Annotated in this window: 10 protein-coding genes and 2 pseudogenes; 10 read left to right on the top strand and 2 right to left on the bottom strand. The window is 69.2% G+C overall.

Translation table 11 applies throughout. The features are described from left to right. Positions 1–108: 108 nt before the first annotated feature. Positions 109–444: a chorismate mutase family protein gene (locus ACZ516_RS07345; RefSeq protein WP_468748832.1), complete on the bottom strand. Its 336-nt coding sequence runs from the start codon at positions 442–444 to the stop codon at positions 109–111. 306 nt (positions 445–750) lie between these two features. Between ACZ516_RS07345 and ACZ516_RS07340 the strand changes: the two genes are divergently transcribed. After that, positions 751–1,989, top strand: a complete 1,239-nt coding sequence (locus ACZ516_RS07340) for a metal-dependent hydrolase family protein (RefSeq protein WP_468748831.1) — start codon at positions 751–753, stop codon at positions 1,987–1,989. 111 nt (positions 1,990–2,100) lie between these two features. Next, positions 2,101–3,276 (top strand): carboxylate-amine ligase, encoded by a 1,176-nt coding sequence (locus ACZ516_RS07335; protein ID WP_469009007.1) that lies wholly within the window; start codon positions 2,101–2,103, stop codon positions 3,274–3,276. Between the two features lie 121 nt (positions 3,277–3,397). Here the strand turns inward: ACZ516_RS07335 and ACZ516_RS07330 are convergent. Beyond that, positions 3,398–3,724, bottom strand: a pseudogene (locus ACZ516_RS07330) (IS630 family transposase); the annotation flags it as partial. A 1,693-nt stretch (positions 3,725–5,417) separates the two neighbouring features. On the opposite strand from ACZ516_RS07330, the gene ACZ516_RS07325 reads away from it, so the two are divergent. The 8 genes and pseudogenes from ACZ516_RS07325 (at position 5,418) to ACZ516_RS07290 (ending at position 19,615) form a co-directional block, all read left to right on the top strand. After that, entirely contained in the window at positions 5,418–6,554 is a 1,137-nt protein-coding gene (locus tag ACZ516_RS07325; protein WP_469009005.1) for a beta-ketoacyl-ACP synthase III, read from the top strand. Positions 6,555–6,604: 50 nt separating this feature from the next. Further along, complete coding sequence (locus ACZ516_RS07320; protein ID WP_468748828.1) at positions 6,605–6,841, top strand: acyl carrier protein; 237 nt, start codon at positions 6,605–6,607, stop codon at positions 6,839–6,841. A 67-nt stretch (positions 6,842–6,908) separates the two neighbouring features. Beyond that, positions 6,909–8,135 (top strand): beta-ketoacyl-[acyl-carrier-protein] synthase family protein, encoded by a 1,227-nt coding sequence (locus tag ACZ516_RS07315; RefSeq protein ID WP_469009004.1) that lies wholly within the window; start codon positions 6,909–6,911, stop codon positions 8,133–8,135. A 171-nt stretch (positions 8,136–8,306) separates the two neighbouring features. Then, positions 8,307–8,492, top strand: a pseudogene (locus ACZ516_RS07310) (IS5/IS1182 family transposase); the annotation flags it as partial. A 469-nt stretch (positions 8,493–8,961) separates the two neighbouring features. Beyond that, complete coding sequence (locus ACZ516_RS07305; RefSeq protein WP_469009002.1) at positions 8,962–10,242, top strand: wax ester/triacylglycerol synthase domain-containing protein; 1,281 nt, start codon at positions 8,962–8,964, stop codon at positions 10,240–10,242. A gap of 134 nt (positions 10,243–10,376) precedes the next feature. Further along, entirely contained in the window at positions 10,377–10,595 is a 219-nt protein-coding gene (locus tag ACZ516_RS07300; RefSeq protein ID WP_468748825.1) for a DUF5988 family protein, read from the top strand. A gap of 99 nt (positions 10,596–10,694) precedes the next feature. Then, positions 10,695–17,333, top strand: coding sequence for a beta-ketoacyl synthase N-terminal-like domain-containing protein (locus tag ACZ516_RS07295; RefSeq protein WP_469009000.1), 6,639 nt, complete (start codon positions 10,695–10,697; stop codon positions 17,331–17,333). After that, positions 17,330–19,615 (top strand): TIGR03617 family F420-dependent LLM class oxidoreductase, encoded by a 2,286-nt coding sequence (locus ACZ516_RS07290; protein WP_468748823.1) that lies wholly within the window; start codon positions 17,330–17,332, stop codon positions 19,613–19,615. The genes ACZ516_RS07295 and ACZ516_RS07290 overlap by 4 nt, the downstream gene beginning before the upstream one ends. Positions 19,616–19,701: the final 86 nt, after the last annotated feature.

The following is a 19,701-nucleotide window of genomic DNA, read 5'->3' as shown; positions in this document are numbered from 1 at the left end:
TCGTGAGGCCCGTAGGGAGTCAGTCGGTGGCAGGGGCGGATCGCGGGGGTGCGGATGCGCGGCGGGAGCCCAGGAAGCGGACGTCGAAGGTGCGGGTGAGGCGCTCGTTCAGCGCGGCCTCGGCGAACGTTTCGGCGGGCCCAGGTGGCCGTGCGGCCGGGTCCCCGTGGAGACGAGCCGGCCGCCGCCACCGCGGCTCGCGCGCGGGACCCGGCAGGCCGGCTCCCTGCCCACCTCACCCAGTGCTTGGTCGTACGGGGCGATGACCTGCGCCTCCCGGCCCAGCTCCAGGCGGACACCGCCGCCGGAAACCCGGTGGGACCGGATCGCGGCCGAGACCAGGGCTCGCTCCCGCACCAGGTCGATCAGCCGGGCGTCCAGCGCGTCGATCCGCTCCCTGCCTCGGGAGACGTCGACGACCGTCGTGTCCGTGGGTGAAGGCATTGCGGGTCCTCCCGGTCAGGCGTGGAACTCCCGGCGGCCGACTTGATGGAGGCCGAGGCAAGGCTCTACCGTCGCACCTCCCCTCACCTTCCGCCACTTGGCGTAATCGATCGGATGCACACCGTATATCCACGGGGTTATCCATCTTTCTGTTCTTTTCGGTGTGAGGACCGAGTCGAAGCCGCTCACAGGTTCGAAAAGGTGCAGTTATGGCAAAACCTGCCATAACTTTGTCTGTCGGCGATTCCCTCGCGGCAGATCTGAGATTCCACGAGGTCGGGCAGTGCGAAGGGAGGACCATCCCTGATGAACGGGCAGGTCGAAACGCTCGTGGTGCGCGCGAGCCGTCACTGGGACGGCGTCTCCGCCACGCCGGGAGGCCCTGTCGAAGTGCACGTGCGCGACGGGAGCATCACGTACGTCGGGCCGAGGGGCGACGGCCGCCTGGCGGACGCACCGGCGGGCGAGGTGGTCGAGTTGGGGGCGCGCATGCTGCTGCCCGGGTTCATCGACTGCCACGTCCACGTCGTGGATCCGGCCCTGAGTCATACCACTCCCAGTCGCCAGGCCCTCGGCGCGCTGCCCGCCCTCCGGACCCTGCTGGACCACGGTTTCACCACCGTGCGAGACCTCGGCTGCACCGACCATTCGGTCACCGTCGACCTGCGCCAAGCCGTCCAGGACGGCATCGTGGCGGGACCGCGCATGATCGTCGCACCGCACATGCTGTCCAGCCGCGGCGGCCACGGGGACAAGTCCGGTGAACTGGCCGCCGGCTTCGGCGTGGAGGTCGGCACCCTGGCCGACGGCCCCCTGGAGATCACCCGCGCGGTACGGGTCGAGGTACGGCTCGGCGCGGACTGGGTGAAGTTCTCCGCCACCGGCGGCTTCAGCTCCGACCGCGACGACCCCACCCAGATCACCTACACCCAGACCGAGATGGACGCTCTCGTGGCCTGTGCCGAAGACATGCAGCGCCCTTGCGCCGTGCACGCCATGACCGACCGGGGCATCCGCCGCGCGGTGCGAGCCGGAGTGCGTTCCGTCGAGCACGCCAACCTGGCCACCCCTGAGACGTTCGACCTCCTCGCGGAGCGAGGGGTCTGGCTGGTCCCCACCCGCTACGTCGCCGCCCTGCTCACCGAGCAACTCGACAACGACGACTACTGGCAGGACAAGGAACCCGAACTGCGCGACAAGATCCGCAAGCACACCGCCGATCTGCGGGAGCGGGCCGGTCACCCCGGCGCCAGCCAGGTACGCATCGCGTTCGGCACCGACGCCGGCGTCGTGCCCTACGAGGACACCTGGCGAGAGTTCCCCGCCATGGTCGACGCCGGGATCACCCCGCTACGCGCCCTCCGTGCAGCGACGGGGGAAGCAGCAGCCCTGCTCGGCCGCGACGACATCGGCCGTATCGCCCCCGGGACGGCAGCCGACCTCATCGCCCTCGACGGTGACCCCTTCACCGACATCCACGCCACCGGGCGCATCGCCTTCGTCCTTCACCGCGGTGCCGTCCACCGCCGCCCCACATCCCCTTGACCGCCCCGGCCTTCCGCCTGCCCCGGCCCGGGCCACACGCCCCCGGCCGACGGCGACGTGTGGCCGACACGCCCCCCACCCGTTTCCGCAGCCTCGAAACGAGGAGACGCAGTGCCCTCCACCGACACCCCAGCTGACGGCACGACGATGGGGGTGGAGGAGGAATTCCTCCTCGCCCACCCCGAAACCGGCGCCGCCACGCCCCACGGCCCCCAAGTCGTCGCACGGGTGGGCCACAACTACGGCCCCAGCACTCCCGGCGCCGGGCCCCGGACCGAACTCCTGCAAACCATGGTCGAATCCGCGACCGGCGTCTGCACCACACTGACCGAGCTGCACCACCACCTCGCCACCGCCCGCATCCGCCTCGCCACAAGTGCCGCCCACACCGGCGCCCGCCTGCTGGCCACCGCAAGCCCACCCCTGCCACCGACAGCCCCTCGCTCGCCGGTCACCGACACCCAGCACTACGACACGATGCACGCCCTCTACGGCGCCCTCGTCACCGACCAAGAGATCTGCTCCTGCCACGTACACATCGGCGTCGCCGACCGCGACACCGGCGCCGCCGTCCTCAACCACCTTCGCCCCTGGCTGCCCACCCTCCTGGCCCTGTCCGCGAACTCCCCCTTCCTCCACGGCCAAGACACCAGCTACGCCAGCTGGCGCACCATCAGCCTGTCCCGCTGGCCCGCCGTCCGGGTACCCCCACGGTTCAAGGACGCCGACCACTACGACCGCACTCTGGCCGAACTGCACCGCGGTGGCCTGCTCGCTCTCTCCAGCGACGCCCACTGGCTGGCACGCCTGTCCAACCACCTGCCCACCGTCGAAGTCCGAGTGGCCGACGTCTGCCGCACCGCCGACGAAGCCGTCCTCCAAGCAGGCCTCACCCGCGCGCTGGTGCGCACCGCCTTGCACCACATCGCCGAGGGCCGCCCCGCACCCGACCTGTCCGAGACCTCCGCCGCCGCAGCCCTGTGGACCGCGGCCCGCCACGGACTGGACGGCCCCGCACTCGACCCCATCACCGGCGAGCGGACTCATGCACCCCGGCGCCTGCACCAGCTCTTCACCCACATCAAGGACGCCGCCACCGAAACAGGGGACCTCGACCACCTGCGCGACCTCGCCCACCAGAGCCAGAACGGCGGAACCGGCGCCATCCGACAACGCCTCACCCACCACGCCCACGGACCGGCCGGCCTGCTCGACCTGCTCACCCAACCGAGGTACCAGCCCACCTCATCTCAAGCGCACCAAGATCCGCCCGTCGGCCGGGGGTGAGTGCGTTGACGTGTTGGCGGTTGTCGGCAACCCATGCCCGGGCTTCACCGCCACCTCCTGGCCATCCTCACCGGTGATCGTCTCGACCGCCCTCCTCGGTACGTTGAGGTGTCCTGCCCTGCGCGGCGATCAGCAGGTCACGGTAGTCGCGCCAGGAGAAGCCTTTACGTCCGTCACGGCGGCCGTTGTCCCCGGTGTGGCCGGTAGATGAGTCGGGACCAATGGCCGAGTTCCCAGTGGTCGTTGCGGCGATGGACACCCGTCTGCGGGAACGGCCGCGGACCCTCACCACCGGGGTCCGGCCGCGCTGTGCCCAGGTCTTTCGGCATCATGAAGAATCCGGCTTCGTCTCGAAGACGAGCCAGGCTCCCCGGGCCGCCGCGATCCTTCCGCGCAGAGCCACACCTCCTTGACCCACCCGGCGACCTACGCCTCGTGCGGCGTCAACCGCCGCAAGAGGGTGTCGCCAACACGCTGGCGCACCCTGTGACCGGGACCCTGCCGGGCGTCGTGAGCCGGTCGACACTTCCCCACTAGGGGTGTCGCATGGCCCCTGGCCTTCGTGCCCTGGAGTGCCGAGGCCGGCCGGGTGGTGCTGCAGTCCCGCAGTGGCCGCCACCTCGAGCAGGGCTTCCCCATCTCGCCCGGTACCTGGCACCCTGCCTGTGGGCAGCGCCCTGGACGCGGGGGTCCGCGCCTACAGGGACGGCTGTCCGGCCTTCACCGAGCTGCTGCGCTCGCGCAGGCCCGCGAACGCGGCGGAGCCGCGGTGGTGTTCATCGCCTTCGACCAATCGCCGCCTCGGGACAGGACCTGTGCTGCATGCAGCCGTCCCAAGGACGCCTCCGGATTCATCTTGGTGCCCCGCCGCTGGGTCGCGGAACGAGCATGCCTGGATGATGCATGCCTGCCGGCACGCCGCGGGACTACGAACGTCTCATCCAACGCTCCGAAACGCGATTACCTTGCTGAGCAGGCGGCTCGCCCGCACGCAGTTCAGGTGGACAGGCCCCTTGACAACTCAGGGACTTCGCCCGTGATTTCAGGCAAGCGCGACTGGCAGAGTCTCCGCGGCAATGGTGAGGACGGCGAGCGCGACCATCACAGGTCGTACGAGGTGCAGCGCGCGCAGAGGAGCGCTTCTCTGTCTCTTCGGTGCTTCACTCGGGCTGGCAGGCTGAGCGCGGACATCAAGTCCCAGCAACTGACGACACCACACGCAGTCGTCGTTCTACCCGCGTACCGGGGACTCGAGCCAGTACGCACCGGACAACCGTGCGCCGTGGCCATCAGGCGGCCCCGGCTTGATTGAGCGGATCCATGCCCGGAATGGAAACGACCACGGATCCGTGAACGGTCCGCACTGCACGCCGGGTCTCCGGATTCCGCCGACGTGTGATCACTCGCTGTGCGGGAGCCGTGTGCTGCGCGTTCAACGCGTTCACGCACTGCCCGGCCGTGAAGGTACTCCTGGCGCTCTGTACCTGATTGATTAGAGCTGCCAGAGCTGCCCCCTATATCAGTCCTGTTCGAGGCATGGGAGGAGGAATTGCAGCAGTGCGTCTTCTCCTGAGGATCGCCCGCACCCTCGCGGACGGACTGTGTGCGGTGCGTCTGCTGACGGGGCGGCGGCCCTCCGTCGGTGACTCGCGGCAGCGGGAGGCGGCTCGCCACCGGCGGAACATCCTTGCGGACCGCCTTGTCCGTATGCGCCTGTGGTGCCGGGTGGGTGCAGCCGCGTTCCTGCCGTCACAGCTGAGCCGGACTTCGCGCACCGCGAGTACGGCACGGCACTACGCGTTCTTCTCTCCTCCGCTCGCCGGCATGAAACGGGTCGCCCGGAAGGCCGGTGCAACAGGCAATGGTGTGCTCCCCTGTACCCCTGCCCGGGGCACCACCCAGCACCGGGCAGAGAGGCAGAACAGCCCGGCGGCGCGACTCTCAGCCATCTACCTCGTAGGACGCGTCCGTCTGTCGGCATCCCGCGCGGGCAACAACGCGGTCCGCCCGCGGGTTCCCGCTGGTTCTCGGGTGGCGTGCAGGGCGGCCTTGCTGTCGCCGTCCTGTCCGGCAGTCAGAGCGAGGCCGGCGAATGGCGCAGGAGCCCTCGCGGCGATGGTTTCCTCCCGCGGGGTGTGTCAGTGCCGGCTGAACTGCGCATCGCAAGGTTCACACCGGACATCAAGAGTGCAGTCGCGCTGCCATCGGCTGCCTGCCTCGGAATCAGGAATCCGAAGGTGGATGAAATGAAATCTGTTGCCGTCATAACCGGTTGGGGCGGCTGCCTTCCGCCCCGAGAGATCAGCAACGAGTTCCTGTCGCGCAGTCTGGACACTTCGCCCGATTGGATATCCAGTCGCACGGGAATCTCGTTCCGCCGACGGGCAGAGGCCGACATCAGCACGTCGGATCTCGCCGTGGGTGCCGGGCTGGCGGCGTTGGAGTCTTCCGGTGTCCTCCAGGCGGATCTTGTACTCCTGGCGACCACGACTCCCGATCGCCGCTGCCCGGCCACTGCGCCTGAGGTGGCGTGGCGGCTGGGACTGGGAGAGATTCCCGCACTCGATGTGTCGGCCGTGTGCTCGGGGTTCGTCTATGGACTGGCCCTGGCCTCATCCCTCATCCGATCCGGTTCTTGCCGACGGATCCTGCTTGTCGGGGCGGAAACGTATTCGCGGATCATCGACCCGGGGGATCGGGATACGGCTGTCATCTTCGGCGACGGTGCTGGAGCGGTCGTGATCCGCGACGGAGATCCCGGTGAAGCCGGGGCGCTGTTGGCCACCGACCTCGGTAGTGACGGCTCGGGCGGGGAGCTCATCTGTATTCCTGACGGTGGATCCCGCAGGCCGTGGGATCCCACGGATCCTGGTCAGAAGCAGTATTTCAAGATGCAGGGAAAGAAGGTGTACAGCCTGGCTATCCGTCACCTCGTCGAATCCTCGCAGCGCGTGATGGCGCGGTCATGCTGGGCCGCCGATGATGTCGAGGCGTTCGTCGGGCATCAGGCCAACCAGCGCATCTTGGACGCCGTGGCAGAGCGTATCGGGATCGTCTCGTCCAATTGCTTCGGCAACATTGCACACGTCGGGAACACAGCCGCCGCCTCCATCCCGCTGGCCCTGGCCGACATCGCGTCACGAAGACAGGTCGCGGCCGGGTCAAGAACCTTGCTGTCCGCCTTCGGCGGTGGGCTGACCTGGGGTTCGGCAACACTGACCTGGCCATCAGCTCCCGCCGTGCACCGGTTGCCCGCCCGTGCCGGCAGCCGGCCCTGATAGACCCGTCTGAACCAGAGCAGCCCTCTAACAGAAGAAGAGAGGTATCCATGACCACGTATGACTTCCTCGTCAGGACGCTCAGCGAGAAGTTCGACGTTCCAGTCGAGAACATCACGCCCGACAAGACACTCACGGACCTTGACATGGACTCACTGGCAACCGTCGAACTTCTCGACATCATGCAGGAACATTGTGCCGCCCCGATCGACGACGACGAGATCGGCGAGGCAGCCACGTTGAAAGACATGGCGGATCTGCTGAGTGCCAAGCAGGAGGCTGCCTGACCGAGAAGAACGCGTCCGGGACCGCAGCCCCTGTGCCGCGTCGGCACTCCTTGAGGAGCAGAAGTCAATGACCCTCGACCCCATCGCTGTGACGGGCATCGGGCTGGTGACACCAGCAGGTGTGGGAACCGCCGCCTCCTGGCGCAACCTGCGCGCAGGCAGATCGGTGGCTGCCTCGGACCCGGAGCTCGCCGGGCTGGCCGTCGATATCGCCTGCCGCGTCCCACGCTTCGACACCGCACTGGCTGCCGCCACGGCCGAAGAGCGCAACCTGGACCGCTGCACCCAGTTCGCACTGGTCGCCGCTCGTGAGGCGGTCCAAGACGCGGGGCACGACACGACGGCCTGGCCGTCCGAGCGCGTTGCCGTAGTGCTCGGCTCCGCCACTGGTGGAGCCAGAACGTGGGAAGAGCAGTGTGAGCGTTTCGTGACGACCGGAGTCCGCGGCGTAACCGCCGCCTTCCTGCCGAAGTTCCTGCCCAACATGCTGGCGGGGCAACTGTCGCGTCTCCTGAACGCTCGTGGCCCCAGCCTGCACACCAGCACCGCCTGCGCCTCCGGCGCCACCGCCATCGGTATCGCGGTGTCACTCCTGCGTTCGCGGGCCTGCGACATCGCCGTCGTGGGGGGAGCCGAGGCTGCAGTGACCCCTATGGTGGTCAGCGCCTTCACCCGGCTGCGGGCTCTGTCCCGGCGGACGGCCGACCCGGCGGGCGCGTCACGCCCGTTCGACAAGGACCGCAGCGGCTTCGTCATCGCGGAGGGCGCCGGCGTCCTCGTCCTCGAACGTGCCGACTACGCACGCCGACGACGGCATCCCGGTTACGCGCATATCGTCGGCTACGGATCATCCTCCGACGCCCACCATCCCGTCGCCCCCCACCCCGAGGGAACGGGGGCACGGCAGGCCATCGGGGCCGCCCTGGCAGATGCCGGCGCCAACCGGGGGGAGGTCGACCACGTAAACGCGCACGGTACCGGCACGAAGCTCAATGACGCCGTCGAGGGAAAAGTTCTGGATGACCTCTTCGAGCAGCGTCCTTCGGTGACAGCCAACAAGGGTGTCCTGGGACACATGTTAGGGGGAGCGGGAGCCGTCGAAGCCGCCTTCACGGCTCTGTCCATCGCTCACCAGGTCATTCCGGTGTGCGCCAATCTGGACACGCAGGACCCCGCTCTGTTCCTGGACACCGTGCGCACCGCGGAACGGGTACAGGACATCCGTCTCGCCCTGAGCAACTCCTTCGGCTTCGGCGGCCACAACTGCGTCCTCGCGCTGCGACCCACGGGATGAAACGAAAGGGCCATAAGCCGACTCCCAGCGCGTGGGACTGCAGGACGTACGTATCGGACTCACTTCCGGGATGGTGCTCATGATCTTCAGATGGTCGAGCCCCGGCGGAGACGAGGGAATTTACTGGAAAGGCGGGGTCCTGTGTGGTGCAGCTGAGTAGTGCAGCCCAACATGGGCCAGGGCGCGTGGAGTTGGAATGCTCCGGACGGGCGGTGGGAGATGGCGAAACCCCTCATCCCACCGCCGAAGGTGCGGCCGCAGGGCCGGCGGAACTCAGAACACTCCTGAGGAGACGTTGTTCACGGCGATCTTTGCGTGCTGGTCAGCGGGTCTTCCGGGCGGGCCCTGCCGCCGTGTTTGCCGTCGATCATGGGCGTCTCGTGGTTGTTCTTCTCGGGCTTCACGCTCTTGCTGAGCGCCTTTCACACTAACCTTCCCTTTTCGGGGGCTTTCGGGGCCGAAGCCGGGCTGGTGGAGCCGCTCGTGTTCGGAACCCCCGCCGTTGCACGGGAAAGCAACTCGTGTAGCGAGGGGCGCGCGCAGCACACAGGAGTGGCGTGAGCCCGGCCAAATGCACCCGCGCGCGCTGGAGTGCCTCACCATCCGAGGCAGCGCAGGAGTAGGCGCGTTCGACGCGTTCACGCACTGTCCGCCAATCAAGGTTCCCCCGAAGCCCCCGGGCCTGGTTCATTAGGCCAAGCCCCCGTACAGGCTTGTTCTCCTTTCCGGAACGGAGCCGGGTGCGCGGGACAGGAGACGGCGCGCGCTTTGCCAAGGAGGCCGCATGCTCACCACAGGGTCCGACTGCGTCCAAAGGGAAAGCCCCATGTCCCCATTGGACCAAGTCCTGTGGCGGATCCAGAGTCAGTCCCCCCACCAGGCCACGATCGTTGTCCTTGTCCATCTCGAAGGCGCCGTGGAGCACGAACAGTTCGTTGCATGGCATCAAGACCTGATCACCCTGTGCCCGCGCTTCACCCATCGTCCGGCTGGCACCGGCAGGAGGCCCGCCTGGCAACGCGATCCTCACTTCACGCTGAGTCGGCACGCATTGCGCGTCTCACTTCCGGGCGGGACGGAGGGGGAGGAGTTCGAGCACCTGCTTCATGGCTTGGCGAACACGTCCCTACCACCGGACGCCGCACCGTGGCAGGCCTACCTCATCGAAGGCGCCTCGGACGGGGGGAGCGTCTATCTCCTGAAAATCGCTCATAGCCTCGCGGACGGACTGCGCCTCATGTATCTCCTGAGGAATCGGCGGCCTCCAGTCGGCGCCCCTCGGCAACAGAAGTCGGATGGTCGTCGGAGGGGCGCCCGCGCGGACCGACGCGCCCGTATGCGCTTGTGGTACCGGCTGGGAGCAGACTCGCTCCTGCCCTCCCGACAAGGCCGAACTTCCTACACCGCAAGCGCGGCACGGCAGTACACCTTCTTCACTCTCCCGCTGGCCGAGATGAAACGCGTCGCTCGGGAGACCGGCGGAACAGCCAACGATGTGCTTCTGTGCGCTCTCACCCGCGGCATTTCCCAATACCGGGCGGAAACGCAGAACAGTCGGGCGGCGCGACTCTCGGCCATCCACCTTGTAGGCCGCGCCCACCTGCCGGCACCCCACGCCGGCAACAACTTCACCTTCGCCAGCCTCGCTCTGCCTGCCGGACAAGGGTGCGACGTCAAGGCCGCCGTCCAGTCCATCAGAGAGGCGGTCAAGGCCTCCGGAGGAGCGCGACCGGCCGACGCGGCACACCTCATCGCCAAAGTCGCCCCGGCACTGCCCACCCGCCTGCTGTTGGCAGCCCTCAGGCACGTCGTGAACCGACATGACTTCATGGTCACCAACGTGCCTGCAGGACTGAGCCCCTTCACGATCGCAGGCCGCCCTGTCAAGGCGATCTACGGGATCGGGCCGCTACTCGGCACGGGGGCTCTTGTCTCCATGGTCACGTACCGCGAAACATGCCATGTCACGCTGAACTGCGACCCCGATCTCATCAGCGACACCGGCGCACTGACTGATCACATCCAGCGGGCATTCGCAGAGATCTCCGCCCGGTTCCCCGCAGTACCTGAACCCCAGCGGTGCACGCCCTCGCAAGCAACAGGCTGAGCCAAGCGCCCGCCGTTGCCCCGAAAGCCCATGCCGGGCCCGGAACGGACCATGCCGGGCCCGGAACGGACGGCTCGCTCGTGCCCCGTGAACCACCAGCAACCGCAGACAACAGCACATGGAGGCAGCAACCCATGCAAAACGTTCGCGTCCGCTTGCTTGGCGGACCCGCCGAAATCCTGCCCGAGCAGCGCATACGCAGCGTTGCCCCAGAGGATCTGGACGACCACATCCGCGTGCCCTTCCGAGCCGGCTACGAGCACTTCCTCTACACCGGCACCGACGGACCCGACGACGGCCACGGCTGTGTCAGGCACTACCAGTGGTCCTACCGCACCTGCGTCGCCGAATAGAACCCGAATCTCCTCGTCGCGCCGCCCGCCCGCCGTCCCTCAGGTGTTTCATCCCCGCACCGCGCGCGGAACCTCAGTCCCGAAAGGCGAAACGGAACCATGGAGAGTGCCGCCGAGAACCCGACCCTGAACCAGCCCGTCGCCATCGTCGGCATGAGCGGCCGATTCCCGCATGCTCCGGACCTGCCGGCGTTCTGGGAACTGTTGTGCCAGGGCCGCGACGGAATCACCCAAGCGCCCGGCGATCGGGCCTGGCTGCACGAGCTGCATGCCGCAGGGCGGCAGACCGCGGGACGCCTGCCCACCACGCGCGGAGGCTTCCTCGAGGGCCTGGACCGATTCGACGCTTCCTTCTTCGAGATCTCCCCACGTGAAGCACGGCGCATCGACCCTCAGCAGAGGCTGCTGCTGGAACTCTCCCATGAGGCTGCCGAGGACGCCTCGACCCCGGTGCGCCGACTCGCCGAGGTCCGCACCGGGGTCTTCATCGGTGCCTTCAGCAGCGACTACTGGCTGCGCCAGATCGGCGACCTCCAAGGCCTGGACGTACATGCCCTGCAAGGCGGTACCCATAGCGCGCTGCACGGCCGGGTCGCCTACGCCATGAACCTGCGCGGCCCTGCCCTGACCGTCGACACCGCGTGCTCCTCGAGCCTGGTGTCGATCCACACCGCATGCCAGTCACTGCGCCTGGGCGAGTGCGATCTGGCGCTGGCCGGCGGCTGTCACGTCCTGCTCGCACCCTACTCGTCGCTTTCCCTGGCCCAGGCCGGAGCACTGGGAGCGGACGGGCGGTGCAAGTTCGGCGACGCATCGGCCGACGGCTATGTGCAGGGGGAAGCGGCCGGCATGGTATTGCTCAAACCGCTTCATCAGGCACTCGCCGACGGTGACCGCGTGCGCGCGGTGATCCTGGGCGGAGCCGTGGGCAACAGCGGCTTCACCGGTCAGGGCATGATCGCCCCCACCACCGCCAGCCAGGAGGACATCCTACGAACCGCCTACCGGGCAGCGGGTGTCGACCCGCGCGACGTGAGGTACGTGGAGGCGCACGGCCCCGGTACGGCCGCTGGCGATCCTGTGGAGCTGAGCGCCTTGGCCCGCGTACTCGGGCCACGGGAGAACGGACGGCCCCGGTGCCTGCTCGGCACGGCGAAGACGAGCGTGGGCCACACCGAGGGCGCCGCCGGAGTGGTCGGCCTGATCAAGACTGTGCTGTGCCTGGAACAGCGCACCGTCCCCGGCAACCCGCACTTCGCCCAGCCCCGCCCCGACGTCGACTGGGGCAACGTGCCGTTCGAGATGCCCCGCCACCCGGTGGAACTGAAGGGGGGTAACGCCCGCCTGCTGGCCGGGGTCACCTCCTTCGGAGCCTCCGGCACCGGTGCGCACCTCGTACTGTCGACGCCCCCGCCCCCGCCCGCTGCAGCCCCTGGCCGCAGGGCCCATGGCGCTTCGGCGGTACTGGCGCTGTCCGCCCGCTCCCCCTCCGCGCTGGCCTCCCTCACACGCTCCTACGAGGAACTGTTGTCCGCCCCCGACGCCCCGCCCCTGGCAGAGGTCTGCGCCGCCGCGGCGGACTGCCGCGATCACTACGAGTACCGGCTGGCGGCCACGGGCTGCACATCCAAGGACATGAGCGAGGCGCTGCGCCGGCATCTCGATGGCGAGGAGAGCCCCGGAGTGTCCGTCTCGGGGGAGGGTTGCTGGTCCAAGCCGCGGCTGGCGTTTGTCTTCCCCGGCCAGGGGGCGCAATGGGCGGGCATGGGAAAGACCCTTCTCGCCACGGACGGCATGTTCACCGAGACGCTGCAACGGTGCGACGCGGTGATCCGCCGCCATGGCGGCTGGTCGCTGCACGAGGCGCTGACGACCGGCGACGACGGCTGGCTGCGCCGCACCTCGCGGATACAGCCCGCCCTGTGGGCGATGGGGGTTTCCCTCGCTGCCCTGTGGCGCTCCTGGGGGATCGAGCCGGACCTGGTCATGGGACACAGCCAGGGCGAGATCGCGGCCGCACAGGTCGCCGGCGCACTCACCTTGGAGGAAGCGGGCCGGGTCAGCTGCCTCAGGGCGCGGCTCATCGACGACCTCGCTCTGCCGGGCGCGCTGTGCTGGATCGAGCTTGTGCACCACAGGGTTCCCGAACTCCTGCGCAGCCTCGGGGTGCGTGCGGAACTGGCCGTCCAGGAAAGCCGCACGTCCAGTGTTCTGGCGGGCACACCGCAGGACATCGACCGCATCGTCGAATCCTGCGAAGAGCGCGGGATCTCCTGTCTGCCGATCCCCGTCGCGTACGCCGCCCACAGCCCGAGTGTCGACCCCGTGGAAAAACCACTGCTGGAACAACTGGCCGCACTACGGCCGCAGCCGACCGGGGTGCCCCTGCTGTCGACCGTCACCGCGGCACCCCTGCCCGGTGAGCGGCTGGACGCGGAGTACTGGTGGCGGAATCTGCGCGAACCGGTCCGCCTGGAACCAGCGGTACGTTCGGTGCTGGACGACGGCCGGCCCACCCTCTTCCTCCAGGTGTCGCCGCATCCCGTCCTGACCGCGGCACTGACCAGCGAGGGCGCCCGGAGCCTGCCGTCGCTGCGCCGCGACCACGACGAACTGGCCACCCTGCACCGTTCGTTGGGGATGCTCTATACCGCGGGCTGCGACCCCGACTGGAGTCGGGTGCTGGGCAAACCCACGCTCCGTGTGGACCTGCCCCACTACCCGTGGCAGCGCGATCGCTACTGGCACCAGTCTGCCGACTTCCCCTGGCCCGCGATAGGCGAGGACCCTATGGAGGCTTCCATGACACCGGCACCTACGGGGGCACCCCCCACGGCTCTCCCCGTCACCAGCCGCCATCCCGTGCTGGAGGAACGGGAATCCGCTCCGCAGGGGCGCCGGCGCTGGAGCGGGCGTCTCGATCACGTGCGCCACGGCTTTCTTCTGGGCCACCGCGTCGGCGACCGCCCCGTGGCGCCGGCCACCTTCTACATCGAACTGGCCCTGGCAGCGGTCCACGAGACGGACCCCGGCAGCGGCCTGGGCGACGTGGTTCTGCGGGAACTGCTGCTGCTCGACGACAACGGCCCCTGGGACCTGCAATGCCGAGTCGAGGCGCAGGGCGATGACGGCAGCCGTATCGAAGTGGCGACCCGCTCAGGGCCCGACGGCCCGTGGCGCGTGCACGCCACAATGAGGCGTACGAACGCCGAGCCGGCCGCGCCGTTGCCAGAGGCGTCCCTCGACGTGCTCCGACAGCGCTGCAGCGCATGGCAGGCCGGTGAACGCTTCTACCGCACCCAGGCACTGGGAGGAAACGACTGGCAGGGCCCGTTCCACTGCATGGCGGAGATCTTCCACGGGCGGCAGGAAAGCCTGGTGCGACTGCGGCCCACCGTGCGGGGCGGATTCCGTGTCCACCCCGGCGTCCTCGACGGCTGCCTTCAGGCCGCCCTCACGACGACGCAGGACACCACGGGGGCCGGACGCGGCTTCGTCCTGCTGGGCGTGGACAGCCTGCACCTGCATGCTGACCTGGAGGTGGATGAACTGTGGGTCCACGCCCGGCAGCTGGCGTCACCGGTGGACGGCGAGCTGTCCGCCGCCCTGACGGTGATGGACGCAGACGGCAAGGTGCTGGCCCAGGCCCACGGGGTACGGGGCCGCAGGCTGCATCCCGCGACCACCTCGGAACCACCGGTCGATCAGGCGCACACCGCCTCCACGCCCCGGCTGCCCACGACCTCGGCTGCGGCGGGCATGCTCCAGCTGCGCTGGCGCCCGCTAGACCCGCCTGACGTCTCCCGCCAAGGCAACTGGCTGCTGGTGGGATCCGGCGGCCCCCTGGAAGCGGCAGTGCGTCGAGCACTGCACTCCACCGGCTGCACAGTCCACTTCCTACGGCCCGGGAACTGGTTCCACCAGGTCGCCCCCGGCGAATTCCGCGCAGACCTCACCGCGCAGGACAACCTGGTCGACGTCCTGGTAGAGGCGTCCAAGGAAGCACCCCTGACGCACATCCTGCACTTCGGCGCCCTGGGCGGCGCCACCCGGGCCGACGCCTCGACCCGCGAAGTCCAATGGACCACCGCCGACCTGTGCTCCGGACTCCTGCCCCTGGCCCGCGCTTTGGACAAGGCAGGACTGACCACCACACCGAACCTCTGCGTCCTCACCCGCGGGGCACAGGCCGTTGTGGACAGTGACCGGGTACCCGCCCCGTGGCAGGCCGGCCTCTGGGCCTTCTCCCAGACCCTCCGCCTGGAAATGCCGAAGTGCGCCACCGTCCTGCTCGACCTCGACGAAACAGCAGAACCGGCCGCCGAAGCACACCTCCTGGTCCGCCTGCTGTCGGCGTCCGGACAAGAGGACAGGCTGGCATTGCGTGGCGAACGCGCCTACGCGCCGCGTCTTGTACCCGCCGGGCAAGACGGGCCCCGACCGGACGCTGTCCGCCTGCAGACCACCGGAGGCATCGGAGGCATCCATCTCGCCCCCCTCTCCAACTGCCCGCAACCAGGCCCGGGGGAAATCGCCGTACAGGTCTCCCACACCGGCCTGAACTACCGAGACGTTCTCCGGGCAGTAGGGCTGCTCGCCGGAGAAGAAGACGGCCTCACCGCATGCGAGTGCGCGGGAACAGTGGTCGGGGTCGGTGCGGACGTCACGGAATTCTCGGTCGGCGACGACGTCCTGACCTACATGTTCACCCCGCCCGCCTCCTACACCCTCACGCCCGCTGCCTGCGCCGCCCACCGGCCGCACGAGCTGACCCCCGCCCAGGCCGCCTGCGTGCCCGTCGCCCACGTCTCCGCCTACCGCGGACTGATCGAAATGGCACAGCTCCAGCCCGGCGAGACCGTCCTGATCCACTCCGCGACGGGCGGTATGGGCATGGCCGCACTGGACATCGCCCGCCGGCGCGGAGCCACCGTCTACGCCACGGCCGGCACCGAATCCAAACGAAACCTCCTTCTGCAGATGGGGGCGGCCCGGGTCGCCGACTCCCGCTCGGCCAACTTCGCCCAGCAGTTGGCCGAACCCGGTGAGGCACCGGTGGACGTCATCCTCAACACCCTGAAAGGGTCCGAGGCACGAGAGGCGAACTTCGCCCTGCTCTCCCCCTTCGGGCGGTACGTGGAAACGGCACGCAACGAACTGCACGAGGGAGAGGCATTGCCCCTGCGCCTCCTCCAGCCCGGCCGCTCCTTCCACCCCATGGACCTGGCCGCCTTGCACCGCCACGACCCGGTAACCCTGGGCGCCACGCTCCGTACCGTCACCGGCCTGCTCGCACGCGGTGAACTCGCACCACCCCGTACCCAGGTCTTCGCCGCGGAGAAGGCGGCCGACGCCATGAGCCTGATGGCACGGGCAGGCCACACCGGCAAACTCGCCCTGGCCTTTCCCCCCAGCCCGGGCCCCGTCCGGAGCGGACCGACTCAGGTTGGAGTGCGCCCGGAAGCCACCTACCTCGTCATCGGCGGTCTCAGCGGCGTCGGCGGCCTCTTCACCGACTGGCTCCTCGACCAGGGCGCACGGCACTTGCTGCTCACCGGCCGCAGCCACGTCACCGCCGACCCCCACGGTGACGAGCGCGCCCAGAGGCTGGCCCGGCTCTCTGCCCACCCGGAGTGCCAAGTGACCTACGCGGCCGTGGACGTGGCCGACGAGAGCGCCATGCGCGAACTGCTGGATGAACGCGAGCGCCGACAGCTTCCCGCGGTGGCCGGTGTGGTCCACAGCGCCCTGGCACTGGAACCCACCCCGCTCATCGACATGACCGAGGCTGAAATCGAACAGACGATGCACCCCAAGGTCGCCGGGGGCTGGACCTTGCACCGCCTCTTCCCCGGAAACGATCTGGACTTCCTGCTCCTGTTCTCCTCCGCGGTCTCCCTGCTGAGCGGGCTGCGCCTGGGCGGTCAACTGGCCGCCTACGCGGCGGCCAACGCCTTCCTGGACGCGCTCGCGGCACACCGGCGCGCGGCCGGACTGCCCGCCACCGTCGTGCAGTGGGGCTACTGGGATCAGACGGGTATGGCTCACCGGCTCAGCGAACGCGGTGACCGCAGCGTCTGCCCCGACGGAATCCACCCACTGCGCCCCGCCGACGCCGCCGAACTGTTCCCCGCCGTCCTCGCGGCCGAAGGGCCCGTCTGCTGCATGCCGGCGGACTGGCCCGCCTACGCGAAGGCCGCGCCGCAGGACGCCGGTGCCCCCATTCTGCGGGAACTTCTCGCCACCTGCGGCAAGGTGCCCGCAGTGATACCCGCGTCCGAGCGTTCCACTCCCTCACCGCAACTTCCTCGCCCCGCCCGGAACATGCCCGGACCCAAAATCGCCGGAGAATCACCGCAGTCGGAGCCCGCGGCGCAACGACGAACTGTTCCTGCTCCCAGGCCGACCGCTCCCGCCCCAGCGGAGCGGCAGTCACAGACAGAGACGGCTCGGGCTCCGTCGGCCGAAACACCCCAGCCGGCGACGGCGTCCTCCACCGCTCTGGAATCGTGGCTGGCCGCCGAAGTCGCGCGAGTCCTGGAGTCGTCCGTCGACGACGTCGATACCACCCGTCCCGTCAACCGGCTCGGCATCGACTCGCTCCTGGCAGCCGAAGTCACCACCCGCCTGCGCCGTGAACACGGACACGACGTGACGGTCTCGCGCATGATCAAGGCCCAGAGCCTGCGCAGCCTCGCCGCCGAACTGGCCTCCAGCACGGGAGCCAATACCTCATGAACACGGCACCGGCCCCCGCCGTCAACGCAGTTCTCCTGACCGGCGCGACCGGGAGCCTCGGCGGCTATCTGTGCCGCGAGCTGCTGCACACCACAACCGCGAGCGTGTACTGCCTGGTCAGAGCGGACGACACCGACGGTGCCCGGCGCCGCCTGCAACAGCGCCTGAACGAACTGGGCATGCCCCACGCCCTCGAAGACCCCCGCCTGCACGCCATTGCGGGAGACCTGAGCACCCCCGCGTTCGGCTGCTCGGAACCGGAGTTCGACGCCCTGGCCGAGACGGTCGACACCATCCTGCACACCGCGGCCACCGTCAACCTGGCCGCCGACTACGACGACCTCGCACCCGCCAACCTGGGAGCGGTCCACCACGTCATCGCCCTGGCCCGGCGCCGCGCCGAACTCACCGGCCGTCCCTCGCGCCTGCACCACGTCTCCACTCTCGCCACCCTCCTCCACGCGCGAACCGCCGGCTGGGACACAGTAGACGAGCGGACGCCTCTTTCTCCGGCCACCAGCGGGCCTCAGGGCTATCCTCGCACCAAGAGAGAGGCCGAGGCCGCACTGCGCACCGCGGCCACCACCGACGGGCTACCGGTCACCGTCTACCGTCCCGGTGTCATCACCGGGCACTCCGAAACCGGGCGGACGACATCGACCGACCCCCTGGCCCCTCTCCTCACAGCCGCCGCGGCGCTCGGCGCCGCACCGACGGGGGAGCTGTGGGTACCCGGCCAGTGCGTCGACGCCGTTGCCCGCTGCATCGCGCGGCTGATCCCCCGGCCGGACCCTGGCGCAGGTGTCTTCCACGTCATCGAACCCGAGCCCCTGCGCATGCACGACCTCTTCGAGGCACTGCGCCGAGCGGGCCACTGCCTGGAGAGCGTGTCAGTGGAGGCATGGTGGAAACTGGTCGAGGACCACGTGCACGACCCATGCGTCCGCCCCATGGCAGCCATGCGCGACGTCAGCCAACCCATGCTGCCCTGTACGGTGCGCGCCGCGGCCCCCCGTGTGCGCTGCGACGTCACCTGGCAGGCACTCACCGACGCCGGGGTCACACCGGCCTCCTGGACACCCCAGTACTTTGACCGGCTGATCGCGGCGTTCTCGCTGCCGACGCCGAGGGGCGCCTCTTCCGTCGAACGCGGACACCACGCCCATCCGGCACGGACAGTGAACCGGATCGCGACGCCACCCTCCACCGAGCCCCCACCCGTACGGATCGACGGCCTAGCTGCCCCGGTCCATTTCGCGCACAACGGCCACGCCCCCGATCCCGTGGCCGCGGCCACGGCGTGCCAGACGGCCGGGTACGGCGGCTTCTGGGTCCAGGAACAACAGCACAACCCGCTGCTCGCCCTCGCCCGGACGGCCGACCACACGACCCTCCCTCTGGGGACCGCGGCCGTGGTCGCCCTCACCCGTAACCCCATGACCCTGGCCCACGCGGCGCACGACCTCCAGCACCTCTCCCAGGGCCGGCTGATCCTGGGCATCGCGCCGCAACTCAAGGCGAACCTGCTCTACCGCTATTCCATGCCCGCCGACCAGCGTCTGTCCCGCATGCGTGAGTTCATCCAGGCGCTTCGGCACATCTGGAGCAGCTGGAACACAGGCGAGCCCCTGAAGTTCCGGGGACGGCACTACAAGCACGTCCTCGACAGCCCCTTCTTCACCCCACCGCCCTGTCCCCACGGGCCGCCACGCGTCTTCCTGACCGCGACCGGGCCCCGCATGGCCGAGCTGGCGGGGCAATTCGCGGACGGACTCATCGCACCGCCCTACGCACCCCCCCTGCTTTTCACCCGCGTCCTCCTGCCCGCCCTCGAACGTGGCCTGGAGAAGGCCGGACGTGACCGTACCGACATCGAGGTGGTGTGCCCCCCGCTGCTCGTGACCGGACGTGACGCGGCGGAACGGCAGATGACAGCAGAACGAGCCCGGACTCTCATCGCGTTCTTCTGCGGCACCCGCGCCTACCGCCCCGTCTTCGACCTGTACCAACTGGGGGCGGTCTCGGACGCCATCGTGCGGATCGCCGCGGACACCGGCCCCTCCCGCTACCGTCGCATGGCCGACCTTGTCGACGACGACACGCTCCAAGTGTTCGCCACCGTCGCCGAGGACCCCTCACAACTGGGCGCCCTGCTGCGCGCCCGCTACGGCGGAAGCGCGGACCGGCTCTTGCTTCCGGCGCCGCACAGCGGGGACGGGGACTTGTGGTGCCCTCAGACCCTGGGGCTGTCAGCCGCCGATCCGCAACTTTCCAGCCACTGACCACTGTTGCACCGCACCTCATGGACGGCCCGCGGTCGCCGGTGTCGGCACAGCCGCGAACCGGCGCGACCGCCGTCAGCATCCAC

This window comes from Streptomyces sp. NPDC034037 (genome assembly GCF_055575715.1).
Note: the sequence above shows the minus strand (reverse complement) of the source record. Positions and strands in the feature narration are given on the sequence as shown.